The organism is Burkholderia sp. AU6039 (assembly GCF_002223365.1).
Classification (GTDB): Bacteria; Pseudomonadota; Gammaproteobacteria; order Burkholderiales; family Burkholderiaceae; genus Burkholderia.
This window is the reverse complement of the sequence record NZ_NKFK01000003.1, coordinates 427027-444196: the sequence shown is the minus strand read 5'-3', so window position 1 is coordinate 444196 and position 17170 is coordinate 427027. Positions and strand designations below refer to the sequence as shown.

18 protein-coding genes, 1 tRNA gene and 1 pseudogene are annotated in these 17170 nt (G+C 64.9%); 12 read left to right on the top strand and 8 right to left on the bottom strand.

The genetic code is table 11. The features are described 5' to 3' along the window. Window positions 1-62: 62 nt before the first annotated feature. The 4 genes and pseudogenes from CFB39_RS04595 to CFB39_RS40110 all read right to left on the bottom strand — a co-directional run bounded on the left by CFB39_RS04595 (window position 63) and on the right by CFB39_RS40110 (window position 2844). Window positions 63-1192 (bottom strand): IS3-like element ISBcen15 family transposase gene (locus tag CFB39_RS04595; protein ID WP_089472298.1). Its coding sequence is split into 2 segments (ribosomal slippage): window positions 63-940 and window positions 940-1192, totalling 1131 coding nucleotides; the frame shifts between segments, so codons are not numbered across the junction. Window positions 1193-1273: 81 nt separating this feature from the next. Further along, window positions 1274-1375: pseudogene (locus tag CFB39_RS04590) on the bottom strand (cupin); the annotation flags it as partial. Between the two features lie 137 nt (window positions 1376-1512). Beyond that, window positions 1513-2589, bottom strand: coding sequence for an Imm72 family immunity protein (locus CFB39_RS04585; RefSeq protein WP_089472297.1), 1077 nt, complete (start codon window positions 2587-2589; stop codon window positions 1513-1515). 84 nt (window positions 2590-2673) lie between these two features. Then, window positions 2674-2844, bottom strand: a complete 171-nt coding sequence (locus CFB39_RS40110; RefSeq protein WP_179257644.1) for a hypothetical protein — start codon at window positions 2842-2844, stop codon at window positions 2674-2676. Between the two features lie 155 nt (window positions 2845-2999). On the opposite strand from CFB39_RS40110, the gene CFB39_RS04580 reads away from it, so the two are divergent. Continuing rightward, window positions 3000-4235, top strand: coding sequence for a hypothetical protein (locus CFB39_RS04580; RefSeq protein WP_144030231.1), 1236 nt, complete (start codon window positions 3000-3002; stop codon window positions 4233-4235). Window positions 4236-4240: 5 nt separating this feature from the next. Here CFB39_RS04580 and CFB39_RS40700 read toward each other — a convergent pair whose 3' ends face one another. Beyond that, complete coding sequence (locus CFB39_RS40700) at window positions 4241-4363, bottom strand: hypothetical protein (RefSeq protein WP_256991356.1); 123 nt, start codon at window positions 4361-4363, stop codon at window positions 4241-4243. Window positions 4364-4838: 475 nt separating this feature from the next. Here CFB39_RS40700 and CFB39_RS04575 point away from each other — a divergent pair. Together CFB39_RS04575 and trmB are read left to right on the top strand one after the other, a co-directional pair. Then, window positions 4839-4913, top strand: a tRNA-Gly gene (locus CFB39_RS04575). Window positions 4914-5047: 134 nt separating this feature from the next. Beyond that, on the top strand, window positions 5048-5815 hold the full coding sequence (trmB, locus tag CFB39_RS04570) for a tRNA (guanosine(46)-N7)-methyltransferase TrmB (RefSeq protein ID WP_089439409.1): 768 nt from the start codon (window positions 5048-5050) through the stop codon (window positions 5813-5815). A 111-nt stretch (window positions 5816-5926) separates the two neighbouring features. Here the strand turns inward: trmB and CFB39_RS04565 are convergent, their stop codons facing one another. From CFB39_RS04565 to CFB39_RS04555, 3 genes are all read right to left on the bottom strand, one after another. Next, window positions 5927-6757 (bottom strand): undecaprenyl-diphosphate phosphatase, encoded by an 831-nt coding sequence (locus tag CFB39_RS04565; RefSeq protein ID WP_046545097.1) that lies wholly within the window; start codon window positions 6755-6757, stop codon window positions 5927-5929. Window positions 6758-6838: 81 nt separating this feature from the next. Beyond that, on the bottom strand, window positions 6839-7420 hold the full coding sequence (locus CFB39_RS04560; RefSeq protein WP_011351198.1) for a DUF1439 domain-containing protein: 582 nt from the start codon (window positions 7418-7420) through the stop codon (window positions 6839-6841). Continuing rightward, entirely contained in the window at window positions 7417-7746 is a 330-nt protein-coding gene (locus CFB39_RS04555) for a YkgJ family cysteine cluster protein (RefSeq protein ID WP_254600200.1), read from the bottom strand. The genes CFB39_RS04560 and CFB39_RS04555 overlap by 4 nt, the downstream gene beginning before the upstream one ends. A 163-nt stretch (window positions 7747-7909) precedes the next feature. Here CFB39_RS04555 and hemN point away from each other — a divergent pair, with 163 nt between their 5' ends. The 9 genes from hemN (at window position 7910) to urtE (ending at window position 16971) form a co-directional block, all read left to right on the top strand. Further along, on the top strand, window positions 7910-9301 hold the full coding sequence (gene hemN / locus CFB39_RS04550) for an oxygen-independent coproporphyrinogen III oxidase (RefSeq protein ID WP_089472295.1): 1392 nt from the start codon (window positions 7910-7912) through the stop codon (window positions 9299-9301). A 79-nt stretch (window positions 9302-9380) separates the two neighbouring features. After that, window positions 9381-9638: a hypothetical protein gene (locus tag CFB39_RS04545; protein ID WP_006488573.1), complete on the top strand. Its 258-nt coding sequence runs from the start codon at window positions 9381-9383 to the stop codon at window positions 9636-9638. A gap of 104 nt (window positions 9639-9742) precedes the next feature. After that, the gene (locus CFB39_RS04540; protein ID WP_089472294.1) at window positions 9743-10399 is read left to right on the top strand and encodes a protein-L-isoaspartate O-methyltransferase; all 657 of its coding nucleotides are present in this window, start codon (window positions 9743-9745) and stop codon (window positions 10397-10399) included. Between the two features lie 14 nt (window positions 10400-10413). Beyond that, window positions 10414-10737 carry a rhodanese-like domain-containing protein gene (locus CFB39_RS04535; protein ID WP_089472293.1) on the top strand — a complete coding sequence of 108 codons (324 nt, stop codon included), beginning with the start codon at window positions 10414-10416 and terminating at the stop codon, window positions 10735-10737. Window positions 10738-11154: 417 nt separating this feature from the next. Further along, on the top strand, window positions 11155-12462 hold the full coding sequence (gene urtA, locus CFB39_RS04530; RefSeq protein WP_089472292.1) for an urea ABC transporter substrate-binding protein: 1308 nt from the start codon (window positions 11155-11157) through the stop codon (window positions 12460-12462). A gap of 149 nt (window positions 12463-12611) precedes the next feature. Next, on the top strand, window positions 12612-14231 hold the full coding sequence (urtB, locus tag CFB39_RS04525; protein WP_089472291.1) for an urea ABC transporter permease subunit UrtB: 1620 nt from the start codon (window positions 12612-12614) through the stop codon (window positions 14229-14231). Between the two features lies 1 nt (window position 14232). Next, a complete protein-coding gene (urtC, locus tag CFB39_RS04520) occupies window positions 14233-15420 on the top strand; it encodes an urea ABC transporter permease subunit UrtC (RefSeq protein WP_089472290.1) in 1188 nt (395 codons plus the stop codon). Continuing rightward, window positions 15417-16274: an urea ABC transporter ATP-binding protein UrtD gene (urtD, locus tag CFB39_RS04515; RefSeq protein ID WP_089472289.1), complete on the top strand. Its 858-nt coding sequence runs from the start codon at window positions 15417-15419 to the stop codon at window positions 16272-16274. The genes urtC and urtD overlap by 4 nt, the downstream gene beginning before the upstream one ends. Before the next feature lie 4 nt (window positions 16275-16278). Continuing rightward, on the top strand, window positions 16279-16971 hold the full coding sequence (gene urtE, locus CFB39_RS04510) for an urea ABC transporter ATP-binding subunit UrtE (RefSeq protein WP_047851116.1): 693 nt from the start codon (window positions 16279-16281) through the stop codon (window positions 16969-16971). The last annotated feature ends 199 nt before the right edge of the window (window positions 16972-17170 follow it).

The window sequence follows — 17170 nt, the reverse complement described above, 5'->3', positions numbered from 1 at the left end:
TCCGTCCCAGTCTTAGCTGGAAAATTCCGGCTCTTGAGGCTGGCCCAATTTCCGTCCCAGTCTTAGCTGGAAAATTCCGGCTCTTCGGGGCGGGCCGAATCGGCCCGATCGGTGCACCGGCGGGCGAATTCCGCCGGTGTCATCCACTGCAGCGCAGAGTGAGGGCGCGCCTCGTTATAGTACTCGCGCCAGACTTCGATTTTGCGTCTGGCGTCCTCCAGCGACAAGAACCAATGTGCATTGAGGCACTCCTCCCGGAAACGTCCGTTGAAGGATTCGTTCTTCGCGTTGTCGGTTGGCTTGCCAGGACGCGAGAAGTCAATCTCCACGTCGTTCTCGTACGCCCATTTGTCGAGCGCCTTCGAAATGAACTCGCTGCCATTGTCTGCCTTGATATAGCGTGGAAGCGGGCGATGCTGCGCAAGCCGGGTCAGCGCGGCGACAACGTGTTCGCCACGCAATGAGCCGTCGACTTCAATCGCCAAGCATTCCCGCGTGTAGTTGTCCACGATCGTGAGCGTACGCAAGCGCCGACCATCAAACAGCGCATCAGCGACGAAGTCCATACTCCAGATTTCGTTGATTGCGCTCACTGACTGCTTTGGCTGTCGGCGCCGAGCCGACTTGTTCCGTCGAGGTCGTTTGTGGCGCAATGAAAGCCCCAGTTCCCGATACACGCGCTCGACGCGTTTATGGTTGTCTCGCCAGCCTTCCCGGCGAAGCATCACGTACACGCGGGGCGCACCATAATGCACCCGCACTTCGGTGATCTCCTTGATGCGCATCTCCAGCGCGCTTTGATCCCGCGCGACCGACTCGTAACGGTAGACCGTGCGGGAAAGTTGCAACAACGCGCAGGTCTGCCGCTGGCTTGCGCCGAAACGCTGCATCAAGTCCGTGACCAGATCACGGCGCCGGGAAGGCTTCAGAGCTTTTTTGACAGCACGTCCTGCAGCATGGCCTTGTCCAGGCTCAGGTCCGCCACGAGCCGCTTGAGCTTCGCATTCTCTTCCTCAAGCTGCTTCAACCGGCGCAGTTCCGAAGGCGATAGCCCGCCATACTTGGTCCGCCAGTTGTAAAACGTCGCGTCGCTGATTCCCATCTTGCGGCAGACCTCTGCGACCGGCGTGCCCAGCTCGGCTTGCTTTAACGCGTATGCGATCTGCTCTTCGGTGAACTTGCTCTTCTTCACGGCATGACCTCCTGGTCTTGATGACAACGTCATGCCGGAATTTTCCACTTCCAAATGGGACAGTTTTGTGGGCTAGGGTCACAGGTTCACGGTGTGCGGATCGCCGCCGATGCGCTTCCACTTGGTCGCATCGAGGACGGGGGTCGGGCAGGTTTCGCGCAGAACGGTGATGAAATCGGACATGTCGGCTCCAGACTAACGATCGTGTAAGAGGCCTGTCACGTTAGTTCGAAAGCGCCGTGGGGACTTGTATGCGTCCGACGCGGACTCGTCTATTTTCGACACCGGCCTGCGAGCGGGTGCGCCGCTTCGGCAGTTATTCAATTGTCCGGTTGAGGATCGGCATAATGCCAAATGACCATCCCCCACGCTGTGCGCTGCGGCCCCGGCATGGGCGCTCCGGCCTCGACATGAACCGAATCTTTCACGGCCGGGCTTTGCCAGTAACCGGTGCGCGGACATGGCTCTCCGGGCAGCACCCGTAGCCTCGGTTGCGTGGCTGGCTTGGGGATGTACGTTTCCTCCTCGGCCGGAATGCGGCCATCCTGGTAACGCTTGTCTTCCCACAGCAGCCGCCAGCGCACCACATGTTTGTCGTTGGTCCCTTCCAGCAGGTATTGGTGGGCAACACTGCCTCTGAGGAAATAGCTCGGACAGCCCACCTTGCCGGACGGAAACCACGGCTCCCAGATACCCTCGACCGGAATCTCCTGATCGCTGTAAATCTCGCCGCTTGCGGATTCATTCTTCGGCGGACAGGGCGGAAGCGATGCGGGGTAGCTGCGACCAGGTGGCCAATACCGCCATGCAGGAAAAAACGGATCCTGGAACAACGATTCATACGTCCAATGCTTGAACACCCGAGTGCCGCCGTCGGCACGCTTGCCATAGGTCAGGTATTCGGAAAAATTGAGCCCGACAGTGCACTTGAGAGCCAGACAGCTCAACTCTTCAATCCACGCCCCTTCCGCATACCCCGTTGCATATTCGAAATCCGAATAATCCGTATCCCTCACGCCAAGCGCGTGGAAAAACGGGTCGTATGTTCGACCGACCTCGTGCGCACTCCGCCCGAACAAAAGCTCGCCCCCCTTCTCGCTACCGGAGATGAGCGCAACGTATGCCGATCGCTTGTCGGCGCCTTGTCGCAATGTCTCGATACCTTGATCCATCCTCACCAACGCATTCAGGAAATCGCTGACATACGCTGCCTCCAATTCAGCCTGATTGGGGCTCGGCGTGTCCAATTGCCTCGCGTACGCGTGAAGAAAATCCCTGAAGAGATCAACTGCATGATCGAGGAACGTAACGCTTGTCCATTTCTTGAGCAGGTAAAACGCTTTGGCGCGCGCAACCAGTTCCTGCTCAGGAGTCATGGTCAGGGTATTCAGCATCATGGGTTCTGTTTTTCCGTCAATTGTTTGCCTGCATCGGATATCGCTCTCCGCACGCAACCTTCCTGCCTGATCTTGGCCGATCGCTCACGCTCGGCCAGCATGAGCGCGAATGTCTTCGAGAAGCATCAGCAGCCGCTCCGTGAATGCAAGCTGCGAGAGTTCATCGCCGAAATCTTCACGCACAGCTGTACCCGGATCGCGAATCTGGTCGATGGTCAGCGGCTGAAAATCGTTGATTTGTTTGGGGCCGTCCATGCGACGACTATCCGGCCACTCCATCAATCGCGCAACGACTGGTAGCGTTCAACAACTACGGCAGTTCGCAAAAAGCCAGAACAGGCGGCCGCACGATCTCCAATCTGATTATCATGAGTGTGCAGTCCCATTCCAGCATGTCGGCAGCGAACGCAATGAAGACCAGTCCCTCACTCAACCCACCGTTGCAGATTCTGCATAGAAAGGTCAAAGAGCCAAAATCGATCGTCGAGGTACGTCAATACTTCGTCGGAATGACGCCTGCGGATGTGCTATGCCAGGCATACCTAAAAGTGCTTGCGCGTGCTCACAATATGTCCGGGGCATCCTTTATCCAGTACGCCACGGGACTATCGAGATCGCAGCTGCGGCTAGGGGTGCAGCGTCAGTCCACCCTCGATCGTGCGATGCAACGTCGCATCGCAAACATGCGATCGCAGCTCCGCCGCAAGCAATGGAAACCCGCGGAAATTGCGGAGTTCGAGGCCGGGTTCCCCAGCCTTCGCTCAGACTTTCCGACCGCCTATGCCGATTTTACTTACGCTGTCTTTTACGGATTTGGCGGTGGCGAAGAAGCCATCTCTCATGCAATCGAGATCGACAGACTGATCTGGGATCTGGAACATGCGTATCGCGACGGTATGCCGCCTGTGCAAATTGGGCGGATATTACGTGATTGTTCCGTCTTCGATGCGGAGCACTTTAACCGTCCGGAAGGCCAGCTCACGGCCGATTATTCCGAGCGACAAGCACTTGCGGAACTCGCCCAGACCTCATCGTGGGAGGAGGCAACGCCCCTCATCGCTCTGATCGGCGTCCATTGCCTAATCTCCCTGCTAGCGATCTTTGATATCTGCATACAGAGATACCTCGGCCCCGTCTGGTCAGATTCCATCGACGGCTCGGTGGTAACCCGATTGTTTCCGCGTCTGTCCCCGCGTGCCGCCGTCGAGACTGGCCGGCCAAGCCGGCGCGGTTTGGTCGAATTGCCAATAGCGCTGCTGCTGGACTTCTGTGTTCGCCTGATCTACCGCTGGAGAAATGGCCAGTGGCCGCGCAAACGACCGTCCTGGAAGGAGGTCGCGTGCTGGACAACTTCCGTGTCCTCTGGCCTTTTGGCACAGTGGAGATCTGGACAGAAGTCAATGACCGCTGCAGACTTCGCGCGATTTTGGTTGGAGGCATCCTGCACGCCAAAACGCCAGCGGCGTCCACCCCCGATACCCATGCCGCTGTATTTCGCGGCCGTCATGCTTGAGACATGCTGCGTCACTTGGAAGAAGCGAGGACAGCACCGCAGCGTCCTGCTCCCCGACCGAGACGACTACCTGGCCCACCGCCAACGCTTGATGGAAGCCTCGGCGATGGGTGCATCGGGTCAGAGCGCCTAACTTTTTTACTCATCAGCCAAGCGTTCTTGCCAGTCGTCCGGCCGCTCGTCCTCCCCACGAGACTGCCAATAGGCGTCGTTGTTCGGATTCAGTTGATCGGCGTGGTTGTCGAGATCGTGCTTTTCCATGTTGGATTCCTCCTCGGTTCACCTGCCACATGGCAGTGAGCCAATGGTGCCGCGCAACGCTGCCGAAATAATCCCGAATCTTGACGATTTGAAGCCGAAGCCTGCTTCATGTCCAAGGAGTTGGTTTCCCGTGAACATCTCGCCGGTGTACTGCCCCACCGATCGCCACGATTTCAGACCGAGGCCCGTGAACGTGATTCCCCCTCGGTAAAACTGGCCACTTCGCATCGTGATGCATCCGTCAACCATGCGCTGACCACGTCAGAGCAGGGAGCTTGGAAACGAAATGGTCGTGGTGTTGAGTGTCACCCATGCACCGACTATCCCGGCAATTCCGCACCGCCCTAGACCGAACTCCGATGAACGCGCCCAGCAACACCATCGCACCGGCATCGAGCCATGCCAGTTTCGATGCCAGCAGCCAGAATCCGACGCTTGCCATCCCACCCTAAACCCCTGTAGAATTGCGCGTTCTGCGGGCGTCGTATAATGGCCATTACCTCAGCTTCCCAAGCTGATGACGTGGGTTCGATTCCCATCGCCCGCTCCACTTTCCGGCTGCATCGCAGCCTGCGCATGAGCCGCCTCGTCGAAGGCGGCTTTTTTGTACCATGTGCCGGTTCCCCCGGCGCACTGCTGCGCGCAACGGGCCCTCGCCCGCAACCGAGCCTTTCTCTGTCACCGATGATGCACGACGATCCGAACGAAGCCGGCCTGCCGCCGCACGACGACGCCATTCCCGATGAAGCCGCCGAAGGCGCCGACGCAGTCAATCCGCTGCACCACCGCCGCATCCGCAGCTTCGTGACGCGCGCCGGCCGCGTGTCGACCGGCCAGCGCCGCGCGATGGACGAGCTCGGCCCGCGCTTCGTGGTGCCGTATGCGCCGGAACTGCCCGACTGGAACGCCGTGTTCGGCCGCAGCGCACCGCGCATCCTCGAGATCGGCTTCGGCATGGGCGCATCGACCGCGGAAATCGCCGCGAACCGCCCAGGCGACGACTTCCTCGGCGTCGAAGTGCACGAGCCGGGCGTCGGCGCGCTGCTGAAGCTGATCGGCGAGCAGGATCTGTCGAACATCCGCATCATCCAGCACGACGCGGTCGAAGTGCTCGAGCACATGCTCGCGCCGGAAAGCCTCGACGGCGTGCACATCTTCTTCCCCGATCCGTGGCACAAGGCCCGCCACCACAAGCGCCGGCTGATCCAGCCGCCGCTCGTCGCGCATCTGGCGTCGCGCCTGAAGCCCGGCGCGTACATTCACTGCGCGACCGACTGGCAGAACTACGCGGAACAGATGCTCGACGTGCTCGGCGCGGAGCCGACGCTCGAAAACACGGCCGCCGACTACGCGCCGCGCCCCGACTACCGCCCGGTGACGAAGTTCGAACGGCGCGGGCTACGGCTCGGCCACGGCGTGTGGGACCTGGTGTTCCGCAAGCGCGCAGGCTGAGCCCCCTGGCTGCGGCGGCTCGCGCCGCCCCGCTCCGGACAAGAAAAAGCCCGACCGGCCTACGCCGATCGGGCTTTTTTCATGGAAAGCACGCCCGCCTTCGTGTTCGCGTCACGCCCAGTTCAGCCAGCCGCTGTACCCGACCAGCAGCACGAACAGCCCGAACGCGATCCGGTACCACGCGAACACCGTGAAATCGTGCGTCGCGACGTAGCGCAGCAGCCAGCGCACGCACACGAACGCACTGACGAACGCCGCGACGAGGCCAAGCGCGAACAGGCCGAGCGAATCGACGGTGAACGCCTGCCAGTCCTTGACGGTTTCATAAAGCGTCGCGCCGAAGATGATCGGGATCGCGAGGAAGAACGAGAATTCAGTGGCGACGCGCCGGTCGAGGCCGAACAGCATCCCGCCGATGATCGTCGAGCCCGAGCGCGACATGCCGGGAATCAGCGCGAAGCACTGCGCGATGCCGACCTTGAGTGCGTCGAGCGGCGTCAGCGCATCGACCGACACCACGCGCGGCGGCTCGCTGCGCTCGCGCTGCCGCGCCTCGGCCCACAGGATGATCGCGCCGCCCACGACGAGCGCGAACGCAACGGGAACCGGCGAGAACAGCACGGCCTTGATCTTCTTCTCGAACAGAAGGCCGAGCGCAATGGCGGGAATCGTCGCGATCACGACGTTCAGCGTGAAGCGCCGCGCGTCGGGCCGGCTGGGCAGCCCGGACACGATGGACGCGATCCGTTGCCGGTATTCCCAGCACACCGCGAGAATCGCGCCGAACTGGATCACGACGTCGAACGTCTTCGCGTGTGAATCGTTGAAATTCAGGAAGCTGCCCGCGACGATCAGGTGGCCGGTGCTCGACACCGGCAGGAATTCCGTCAGCCCCTCGACGACGCCGAGGATCAAAGCCTTGCAGATCAGGATCCAGTCCATCCGTGGCCCAACTCCGAAATGGTCGAATGAATGGGCCACTCTTCCACGCGCGGCCCCCCTCCGGCCGAGCGCGGTGCGTCGTCACTTTTCGACGATTGCCACGCGTATGCCGTTTGTAAGAATCGTAATTGTACCGGGTTCGTAGTTCACCCCGGCAAACTGCAGCTGTTCGGGCTTGAACGTGTAGATCGGATAGTTGGTCAGCAACTGCGTCGCGAGGAGGCCGGCGGCCGCGCCGACCTGCTGCGCGTACATCTGCGCGTCGCCGTCGAGCGCGAGGCTGTCGACGGCCGGCGACTTCAGCACGACCGAGCGGCTCGGCGCGTCGTAAGCCAGCTGGCCCGACACGGTGAACTTGCCGCTGACGGGCGCACGCAGGAACGGGCTCACGAAATGCGCGTCGAGCTGCACGGCCACGCGGTTCTGGTCGGGCAGCAGGTTGACGGCCGGGTTCGCGAGCGACACGTCGACGACCTGCGCGACCGTCTTCTGGTACGGGAACTTGCGCGCGACGGCTTTCTGCACGTCACCGCGCGAGAAGGTGTAGTGATCGGGGATGAACGGGAACGTCGACGCGCACGCGGCAAGCGAAAGCGTCACGCCGATGGCGCCGACGGTTGCGGCAAGAAAACGGCGCCGGCCGGGCGCGCAAGGTGCGGTCATGCTGAACACTCTCCTGGTTGCGACGGCCGCGTCGCGGCCTCGAGACGCGTGAGCCACGCGAGCGCGTCGTCGCGCGACGCGCCGCACATGTCCGCGGCCGGCTGCAGCCCGGAACAGCACGCGGGCCGCTCGGGTCGGCCGAAGATCCGGCAGCGCAGATCGTCGCCGAGCTGCACGCAGCGCACGCCGGCGGGCTTGCCGTCCGGCATGCCCGGAATCGGGCTGGAAATCGACGGCGCGATGCAGCACGCACCGCAGCCCTCGCGGCACGCATGCGGCGGCGGGACATCGGCAGGTGCCGGGCGGACAGGCAATTCGACGGACACTCGGCTCTCTCGAACGAACAACAAAAAACGGTGCGGCAACCGGACGCGGTGCCGGCAGCCCTACCCCGCATTGTGCCATCGCCGGATGCGACGTTATTACGCAATGCAGCCCAATCGCGCGTTTATATACTCGAAAGCATCTAAAAAAAGGCGCGAGACCGTCATGCATTCTGGTTCTGCCGACACCTTGTTCCGTCCCGATTTGCTCACGAAATACGGCGCGAACGGGCCGCGCTATACGTCGTATCCCACGGCGCTGCAGTTCCGCGACGATTTCGACCCGGCCGACTACGTGCGCGCGGCAACCGACCCCGGTGCGTCGTCGAGCGAGCTGTCGCTGTACTTCCACATCCCGTTCTGCAACACCGCGTGCTTCTACTGCGGCTGCAACAAGATCGCGACCAACAACCACCGGCGCGCGCGCCCGTATCTCGACCAGCTCAAGCGCGAGATGGCGCTGCAGGCCGCGCTGTTCGATCCCGCGCGCCCGGTCACGCAGCTGCACTGGGGCGGCGGCACGCCCACCTTCCTGTCCGACGACGAAACGGCCGAGCTGATGGCGGCCACCCGCGAGCACTTTGCGCTCGCGCCGGATGCCGACGCCGAATTCTCGATCGAGATCGACCCGCGCACGGTCACGCCCGCGACGCTCGTCCATCTGCGCAACATCGGCTTCAACCGGCTGAGCCTCGGCGTGCAGGATTTCGATCCGGTCGTGCAGCAGGCGATCAACCGCATCCAGCCGCTGGCGATGACGGCCGACCTGCTCTCCGCCGCGCGCACGACGGGCTTTCATTCGGTGAGCGTCGACCTGATCTACGGGCTGCCGCACCAGACCGTGTCCGTGTTCGCGCGCACGCTCGAAACGATCATCGAACTCGCACCCGACCGGCTGTCGGTGTTCGGCTACGCGCACATGCCGCACCTGTTCAAGATGCAGCGGCAGATCGACGACGCGACGCTGCCGCCGCCGGAAACGCGCATCGCGCTGCTCGGCCTCGCGATCGACATGCTGACGTCGGCCGGCTACGTGTACATCGGGATGGACCACTTCGCGCGGCCGTCCGACGAACTCGTGCGGGCGCAGAAGAACGGCACGCTGCAGCGCAATTTCCAGGGCTACAGCACGCGCGCGGATACCGACCTCGTCGGGTTCGGCGTGTCGTCGATCGGCAAGGTCGGCGACGTCTACGCGCAGAACGCGAAGGACCTGCCCGCGTACGGCGCCGCGCTCGACGCGGGCCGGCTGCCGATCGCGCGCGGCGTGCGGCTCACGCCCGACGACCGGCTGCGCCGCGACGTGATCACGCAACTGATGTGCAACCTCGACCTGCCGTTCTCGCATGTCGAGGCCGCGCACGGCATCCGCTTCGCCGATCATTTCGCGCGCGAACTCGACGCGTTGCGCCCGTTCGAGCGCGACGGGCTGCTGACGATCGCGGCCGACCGCCTGACGATCCATCCGGCCGGCCGGATGGTCGTGCGCAACATCGCGATGGCATTCGACGCATATCTCGGCCAGACGCCGCAGCAGCGCTACTCGCGCACGGTCTGAGCCCGACGGGCCCGGCCGGCCGCACGCGGGCGGCCGGTTTGATACAGTGTGGGGCTTACGCCCCGCCAGAATCCGCACGATGCGCACCACCAAAGCGACCCACGCGGTCGAACGCCTGAAGACCCGCTCCGGCAACCCGCAATTCGCGGCCGTCGCGATGGCGGGCGGCCTGTTTTATCTTGTCGACCGCTCCGGCGGCACGGCCGAGAAGCGCTGCGAGCCGCTGCCGCTCGACGAGTTCGTCAAGTTCGTCGACGAATTCGGCCCCAAAAAGCCGCGCAAGGCGAGCAAGCTCGACCTCGCGTTCGAGGCGCAGATCAAGAAGAGTAAGGGGTAAAGGTCTGTTGCAGGCCGCCTGAAGGCTTCGCGGCCGCCCCCTTTGGTACAATCACGAAGTTTCTCTATCCCCGCTGATGGCCGACGAGGCTGCGTGACCACACCATGAATATCGAAAACGCGCGTTTCAACATGATCGAACAACAGATCCGGCCGTGGGACGTGCTGGATCTCGACGTCCTGGGCCTGCTGTCGATCGTCAAGCGTGAAAACTACGTTCCGGCCGAATACCGCGATCTCGCGTTCGCCGATCTCGAACTCCCGCTGCCCGGCGGCAACAGCAAGATGCTGTTCCCGCGCGTCGAAGCGCGCGTGCTGCAGGAGCTGACGGTCAAGAAGCACGAGAACGTGCTCATCATCGGCGCCGGCTCGGGCTACCTGGCTGCGCTGTTCGCGCACCGCGCGCAGCACGTGACGGCCGTCGAGATCGATCCGACCAACGCGAAGTTCGCGGAAGACAACCTGCGCAAGGACGGCGTGACCAACGCGGAAGTCGTCCTCGGCGACGGTTCGCGCGGCTGGGCCGGCAAGGCGCCGTATGACGTGATCTGCGTCGCGGGCGGCCTGCCCGTCGTGCCGCAGGAAATGCTTGAACAGCTGAAGGTCGGCGGCCGCCTCGCGGCATTCGTCGGCGGCCGTCCGGTGATGAAGGCGCAGATCATCACGCGCATCGACGACAAGCAGTACCGTGTCGCCGACGTGTTCGAAACGTACATCGACCACCTCGTCAACGCGATCGAGCCGTCGCGCTTCAAGTTCTGAGCGGCGGAGCCACCATGCAGATCCTGACGGCCGCGATGCTCGCGGAATGGCTCGGCGACAAGGCGCGCCCCGCGCCGATCGTGCTCGACGTGCGCGAACCGTGGGAAATCGCGACCGCGCATATCGCCGGCAGCGTATCGATCCCGATGCAGCAGATTCCCGCGCGCAGCGAAGAGCTCGACGACGAAGCGGAAATCGTCTGCGTGTGCCATCACGGGATGCGCAGCGCACAGGTCGCGATGTTCCTCGAATCGCGCGGCTTCACGAAGCTGTACAACCTGCAAGGCGGGATCGACGCGTGGTCGCGCGACGTCGATCCGTCCGTGCCGCGTTACTGATCCTGCCCGCGACGCATCACGCGCCGCCGCGCCGATCGGCACCCTGCCGCCGGCCGCACTGATCCCCCGAACGGGCACGCATCGCGTGCCCGTTTCTCTTTTCCGCTCCGGTCAGCCACTTCAACAGCGCCGCGCCCTGCCCGCGTGGTGCGAAGTCATGGTGCACGACGGTCCCCGCACCGCGTGCAGGTGCAGGCACCGGAACGGGGAACCCTGACCGTGCACCATTTGCGCCCGTGAACCTGCACCGCGACGGACCGCGCATGCTGCACGACGCGTCATGCGCACCGTCCCGACGCCCCGCATCGCCCCGCGCAGGCACGCCGGACGTGCATCCGCACGACTGGCACATGCCTTGCGTTACTCGTTGGCCGACGCCTTCACGGCGCGCATATCCAACACGACAAGGGGATCCCGATGAAACGTCGCAGTCTGTTGAAGTTCGGTTCGATGGCCGGCGCACTCGCGCTCGCGGGCAAGAGCCCGTTCGCTCATGCGGCTGACGCGGGCACCGGCCCGATCAAGGTCGGCATCCTGCACTCGCTGTCGGGCACGATGGCGATCTCGGAGACGTCGCTGAAGGACACCGCGTTGATGACGATCGCCGACATCAACAAGAGCGGCGGCGTGATGGGCCGCAAACTCGAACCCGTGGTGGTCGATCCCGCGTCGAACTGGCCGCTGTTCGCGGAGAAGGCGCGCCAGCTGCTCACGCAGGACAAGGTTGCCTGCGTGTTCGGCTGCTGGACGTCGGTGTCGCGCAAGTCGGTGCTGCCGGTGTTCGAGGAACTGAACGGCCTCCTCTACTATCCGGTGCAGTACGAAGGCGAGGAAATGTCGCGCAACGTGTTCTACACGGGCGCCGCGCCGAACCAGCAGGCAATCCCGGCCGTCGAGTACCTGATGGGCGCGGAAGGCGGCGGCGCGAAGCGCTTCTTCCTGCTCGGCACCGACTACGTGTATCCGCGCACGACCAACAAGATCCTGCGCGCGTTCCTGAAATCGAAGGGCGTGAAGGACGCGGATATTCAGGAGGTCTACACGCCGTTCGGCCATAGCGACTATCAGACCATCGTCGCGAACATCAAGAACTTCTCGCAAGGCGGCAAGACGACCGTGATCTCGACGATCAACGGCGACTCGAACGTGCCGTTCTACAAGGAGCTCGGCAACCAGGGGATCAAGGCGACCGACGTGCCGGTCGTCGCGTTCTCGGTCGGCGAGGAAGAACTGCGCGGGATCGACACGAAGCCGCTCGTCGGCCACCTCGCCGCGTGGAATTACTTCATGTCGGTAAAGAACCCGACCAACACGAAGTTCAAGGACCAGTTCGCCGCGTGGGTGAAGGCGAACAACCTGCCGGGCGGCGCGAAGCGCGTGACCAACGACCCGATGGAAGCGACCTACGTCGGCATCCACATGTGGAAGCAGGCCGTCGAGAAGGCGAAGAGCACCGAAGTCGACAAGGTGCGCGTCGCGATGATCGGCCAGACGGTGGCCGCACCGTCGGGCTTCACGCTCGCGATGGACGGCAACCATCACCTGCACAAGCCGGTGATGATCGGCGAAATTCGCGGCGACGGGCAATTCAACGTGGTGTGGAAGACCAAGACCGCGGTGCGCGCGCAACCGTGGAGCCCGTTCATCGCAGGCAACCAGGGCAAGCCGGACATCGTCAGCTCGATTCCGGCGTTCCTGCGCCGGCAGCGCGCGGCGCTCGCCTGATGCCGGGCGGCGCGTCGCGCTTCACGCGCGACGTGCCGCTCGCACGCCGATGCCGAACCCGATGCGCCGGCCGCGCTTGCCGTGACGAACCGCACGCGCCCGCGCATCGCCGCCCGCATCCGCTTCCCCACGCCCGACAGGATTTCCCGATGCCTACACGCTTTCGCCGAGCCGCCGCCGCGATCGTCGCGTGCGCTGCCCTCGCGGGCGGGTTGCCGCACGCCGCGTTCGCGCTGACGGCCACCGATACCGCCGCGCTCGCCGGCGACGACTTCGACGCGAAGACGGCCGCGATCGAACGGCTCGCCGCCGACGCCGATCCGCGCGCCGTCGCGCTGCTCAACGCGCTGTCGACCGGCGACGCGCTCGCCACCGGCGACGGCCGCCTGCTGATCCAGACCGGCGACACCGCACACGACGCGCTCACGCAGGCCGCGACGCCGGCCGGCGACGCGCAGCCCGTGATGCTGAACAACCTGCTGCGCACGAAGATCACGGGCGCGCTGTCGGGGCTCGCGCTCGCGTCGCCCGACGTCGCCGCACGCCGCGACGCGATCGATGCGTTGCTGAAATCGCCCGACCCGGCGCTCAAGCCGATGATCGACCGCGCCCGTGCGAAGGAAACCGATCCCGCGCTGAAACGCCGCCTCGATGCGTTGTGGGCGATCGCCGCGCTACACGATGCCGATCCGGCGAAGCGCCTCGAAGCCGTTCAGGTGGTGGCCGCGCGCCAAGACCTCGACATGATCGAGCAGTTGCGCCCGCTCGTCGCGAAGAACGCCGACGGCAGCTATGCGGAGCCCGACGCTCGTGTGCGCGACGCCGCACAGCAGGGTCTCGACACGCTGCACGCGTTGCAGCGCCGCGGCGAGATCGTCGGCACGCTGTTCGCCGGGCTGTCGCTCGGCAGCGTGCTGCTGCTCGCCGCGCTCGGCCTCGCGATCACGTACGGGCTGATCGGTGTGATCAACATGGCGCACGGCGAATTCCTGATGATCGGTGCGTACGCAACCTATGTCGTGCAGACGCTGATCCAGCGCTACGCGCCCGGCGCGTTCGACTGGTATCCGCTGGTCGCGGTGCCCGTGTCGTTCGTGACGGCCGCGCTCGTCGGCATCGTGCTCGAACGGCTCGTGCTGCGACACCTGTACGGCCGCCCGCTCGAGACGCTGCTCGCCACCTTCGGCGTGAGCCTGATCCTGATCCAGGCGACGCGGATGCTGTTCGGCGCGCAGAACGTGCAGGTCGTGAACCCGTCGTGGATGAGCGGCGGCGTGACCGTGATGCAGAACCTGATCCTGCCGTACAACCGGCTCGCGATCCTCGCCTTCGCGCTCGCCGTCGTATTCGTCGCGTGGGCCGTGCTGACGAAAACGCGGCTCGGCCTGTTCGTGCGCGCGGTCACGCAGAACCGCCGGATGGCCGCGTGCGTCGGCGTGAAGACCGCGCGCGTCGACGCGTACGCGTTCGCGTTCGGCGCGGGCATCGCGGGCCTCGGCGGCTGCGCGCTGTCGCAGATCGGCAACGTGGGCCCCGACCTCGGCCAGAACTACATCATCGATTCGTTCATGGCGGTCGTGCTCGGCGGCGTCGGGCAGATCGCCGGCACCGTGCTCGGCGGCTTCGGGCTCGGCCTCGCGAGCAAGGCGATCGAGCCGTTCTGGGGCGCCGTGCTCGCGAAGATCGCGGTGCTCGTGATGATCGTGCTGTTCATCCAGAAACGTCCGCAGGGCATGTTCGCCCCGAAGGGCCGCAGTGCGGAGGCTTGACGTGACTTCATTCACTCACTCGTTGTCCAACCCGGCCGCCGATGCGCCGACGCCCGCCGCCGCCGCACGCGCGGAAGAGCGCTTCGCGCTCGGCCTGCCGCCCCGCCCCGCACTGCTGTCGCGGCGCGCGTGGCTCGCGCTGATCGCGCTGTGCGTCGCGATCGGCATCGGCGTGCCGCTCGCCGCGCTCGTCGCGCCCGAGTCGAGCGCGTTCCATCTGTCCGCGTACGCGATGACGCTCACCGGCAAGCTGATGTGCTACGCGATCGCCGCGCTCGCACTCGATCTCGTGTGGGGCTACTGCGGGATCCTGAGCCTCGGCCACGGGCTGTTCTTCGCGCTTGGCGGCTATGCGATCGGCATGACCCTGATGCGCGAGATCGGCCGCGACGGCAAGTACGGCAGCGACCTCCCCGACTTCATGGTGTTCCTCGACTGGCACCAGTTGCCGTGGTACTGGAGCGGCACGCAGCATCTCGCATGGGCGCTCGCGCTCGTCGTGCTCGTGCCGGCCGTGCTCGCGTGGGTGTTCGGCTTCTTCACGTTCCGCTCGCGCGTGAAGGGCGTGTACCTGTCGATCATCACGCAGGCCATGACGTTCGCCGCGATGCTGCTGTTCTATCGCAACGAGACCGGCTTCGGCGGCAACAACGGCTTCACCGACTTCAAGCGCATCGCGGGCTTCGCGATCACGTCGCCCGGCACGCGCACGGTGTTGTTGCTGCTGACGTTCGCGACGCTCGTGCTCGCGTTCATCGCCGCGCGTGCGATCGTCACGAGCAAGCTCGGGCGTGTCGTCACCGCGGTGCGCGACGGCGAGACGCGGCTGATGTTCCTCGGCTACAGCCCGCTCGCGTACAAGCTGTTCGTGTGGACCGTGTCGGCCGTGCTGTGCGGCATCGCGGGCGCGCTGTACGTGCCGCAGGTCGGCATCATCAACCCCGGCGAGATGTCGCCCGGCAACTCGATCGAGATGGCGATCTGGGTCGCGGTGGGCGGACGCGGCACGCTGATCGGGCCGATCGTCGGCGCGTTCGCGGTGAACGGCGCGAAGAGCCTGTTCACCGCATACTTCGCCGAATACTGGCTGTTCTTCCTCGGCCTGATCTTCGTGCTCGTGCCGCTGCTGCTGCCGCGCGGGATCATGGGCCTCGTCGAAACCGTGCTCGCGAAGGGGAAACGCGCATGAACGGAACGGCCCTCTACCAATTCACGCCGCCGCCCGAGGACGAAGGGCGGCCCGTCAGCGGCACCGCGTCGATGGGGCGCGTGGTGCCGCCCGGCATCGACACGTCGCACGGCACGATCCTCTACCTCGAGGATATCGAGGTGAGCTTCGACGGCTTCCGCGCGCTGAAGAAGCTGTCGCTCGCGATCGACGCGGGCGAGCTGCGCTGCGTGATCGGCCCGAACGGCGCGGGCAAGACGACGATGATGGACGTGATCACCGGCAAGACGCGCCCCGATGCGGGCAAGGTGTTTCTCGGCCAGACGATCGACCTCGCGCGGATGAACGAGCCCGAAATCGCGCGCGCGGGCATCGGCCGCAAGTTCCAGAAGCCGACCGTGTTCGAACAGCATCCGGTGTGGGAGAACCTCGAGCTCGCGATGCAGACCGACAAGGGCTGGCTCGCATCGCTGCGTGCAAAGCTCGATCGCCCCGCGCAGGCGAAGATCGAGGAGACGCTCGCGCTGATCGGCCTCGAAAGCCAGGCCTTTCGCGCGGCCGGCGAGCTGTCGCACGGGCAGAAGCAGCGGCTCGAGATCGGCATGCTGCTGATGCAGCGCCCCGCGCTGCTGCTGCTCGACGAGCCGGCGGCCGGGATGACCGACCACGAGACGATGGAACTCGCCGAGCTGCTGAACACGCTGCGCGGCACCTGCTCGATGATGGTCGTCGAGCACGACATGGAATTCGTCGCGGCGCTCGCGGGCGACACGGGCCGCGTGACGGTGATGGCCGAAGGCGCGGTGCTCGCGCAAGGCACGCTCGACCAGGTCAAGCGCGACGACGCGGTGATCGAGTCTTACCTTGGACGATGATGCGATGCTGAAGATCGATGCACTGAACCAGTACTACGGCGGCAGCCATATCCTGCGCAACGTGAGCCTCGCCGCCGACGACGGCAAGCTCACCGTGCTGCTCGGCCGCAACGGCGTCGGCAAGAGCACGCTGCTGCGCTGCCTGATGGGCGTCGTCGCCGCGAAGAGCGGCAGCGTGTCGTGGCGCGGCACGGCGCTCGGCGCGATGCCGCCGTATGCGCGCGTCGCGGCCGGGCTCGCCTACGTGCCGCAGGGCCGCGACATCTTTCCGCGGCTGACCGTCGAGGAAAACCTGCTCGTCGGCGCCGCGAGCCGCAAGGCGCCGTCCAAGGTGCCCGACCGCATCTACGACCTGTTCCCGGTGCTGAAGGACATGCGCGCGCGACGCGGCGGCGACCTGTCGGGCGGCCAGCAGCAGCAGCTCGCGATCGGCCGCGCGCTGATGAGCGAGCCGCAGCTGCTGATCCTCGACGAGCCGACCGAAGGCATCCAGCCGTCGATCATCCAGGACATCGGCCGCACGCTGCGCCAGCTCGTCGACGAATCGAAGATGACCGTGCTGCTCGTCGAACAGTATTACGATTTCGCCCAATCGATCGCCGACCGCTACTGGGTGATGAGCCGCGGCGAGATCGTCGCGGGCGGCGACGCGCACGAGATGGAAGCGAACGGCGTGCGCGAGCTGATCGCGGTGTAACGGGAAAGGCGGCCCGAAGCGGCATCGCTTCCGGCCGTCGATTCCGGCCATCGCTTCGGCACCTCGTCGAACGGCGCATGTCGGGCGCACGCCGACGAAGCGGCTCGGCGCGAGATCGCGCGTTACCCCGCGCTGCAGCGCGAGTACCGTAGCGTATATTGTTGCGGTAGCATCCTCGTTCCCCGCGCCCGTCCCCTGC

Coding starts and splice junctions, on each gene's coding strand:
- CFB39_RS04585 (WP_089472297.1), bottom strand. CDS start 2,589: ATGATGCTGAATACCCTGACCATGACTCCTGAGCAGGAACTGGTTGCG.
- CFB39_RS40110 (WP_179257644.1), bottom strand. CDS start 2,844: ATGGACGGCCCCAAACAAATCAACGATTTTCAGCCGCTGACCATCGAC.
- CFB39_RS04580 (WP_144030231.1), top strand. CDS start 3,000: ATGAAGACCAGTCCCTCACTCAACCCACCGTTGCAGATTCTGCATAGA.
- CFB39_RS40700 (WP_256991356.1), bottom strand. CDS start 4,363: ATGGAAAAGCACGATCTCGACAACCACGCCGATCAACTGAATCCGAAC.
- trmB (WP_089439409.1), top strand. CDS start 5,048: ATGATGCACGACGATCCGAACGAAGCCGGCCTGCCGCCGCACGACGAC.
- CFB39_RS04565 (WP_046545097.1), bottom strand. CDS start 6,757: ATGGACTGGATCCTGATCTGCAAGGCTTTGATCCTCGGCGTCGTCGAG.
- CFB39_RS04560 (WP_011351198.1), bottom strand. CDS start 7,420: ATGACCGCACCTTGCGCGCCCGGCCGGCGCCGTTTTCTTGCCGCAACC.
- hemN (WP_089472295.1), top strand. CDS start 7,910: ATGCATTCTGGTTCTGCCGACACCTTGTTCCGTCCCGATTTGCTCACG.
- CFB39_RS04545 (WP_006488573.1), top strand. CDS start 9,381: ATGCGCACCACCAAAGCGACCCACGCGGTCGAACGCCTGAAGACCCGC.
- CFB39_RS04540 (WP_089472294.1), top strand. CDS start 9,743: ATGAATATCGAAAACGCGCGTTTCAACATGATCGAACAACAGATCCGG.
- CFB39_RS04535 (WP_089472293.1), top strand. CDS start 10,414: ATGCAGATCCTGACGGCCGCGATGCTCGCGGAATGGCTCGGCGACAAG.
- urtA (WP_089472292.1), top strand. CDS start 11,155: ATGAAACGTCGCAGTCTGTTGAAGTTCGGTTCGATGGCCGGCGCACTC.
- urtB (WP_089472291.1), top strand. CDS start 12,612: ATGCCTACACGCTTTCGCCGAGCCGCCGCCGCGATCGTCGCGTGCGCT.
- urtD (WP_089472289.1), top strand. CDS start 15,417: ATGAACGGAACGGCCCTCTACCAATTCACGCCGCCGCCCGAGGACGAA.
- urtE (WP_047851116.1), top strand. CDS start 16,279: ATGCTGAAGATCGATGCACTGAACCAGTACTACGGCGGCAGCCATATC.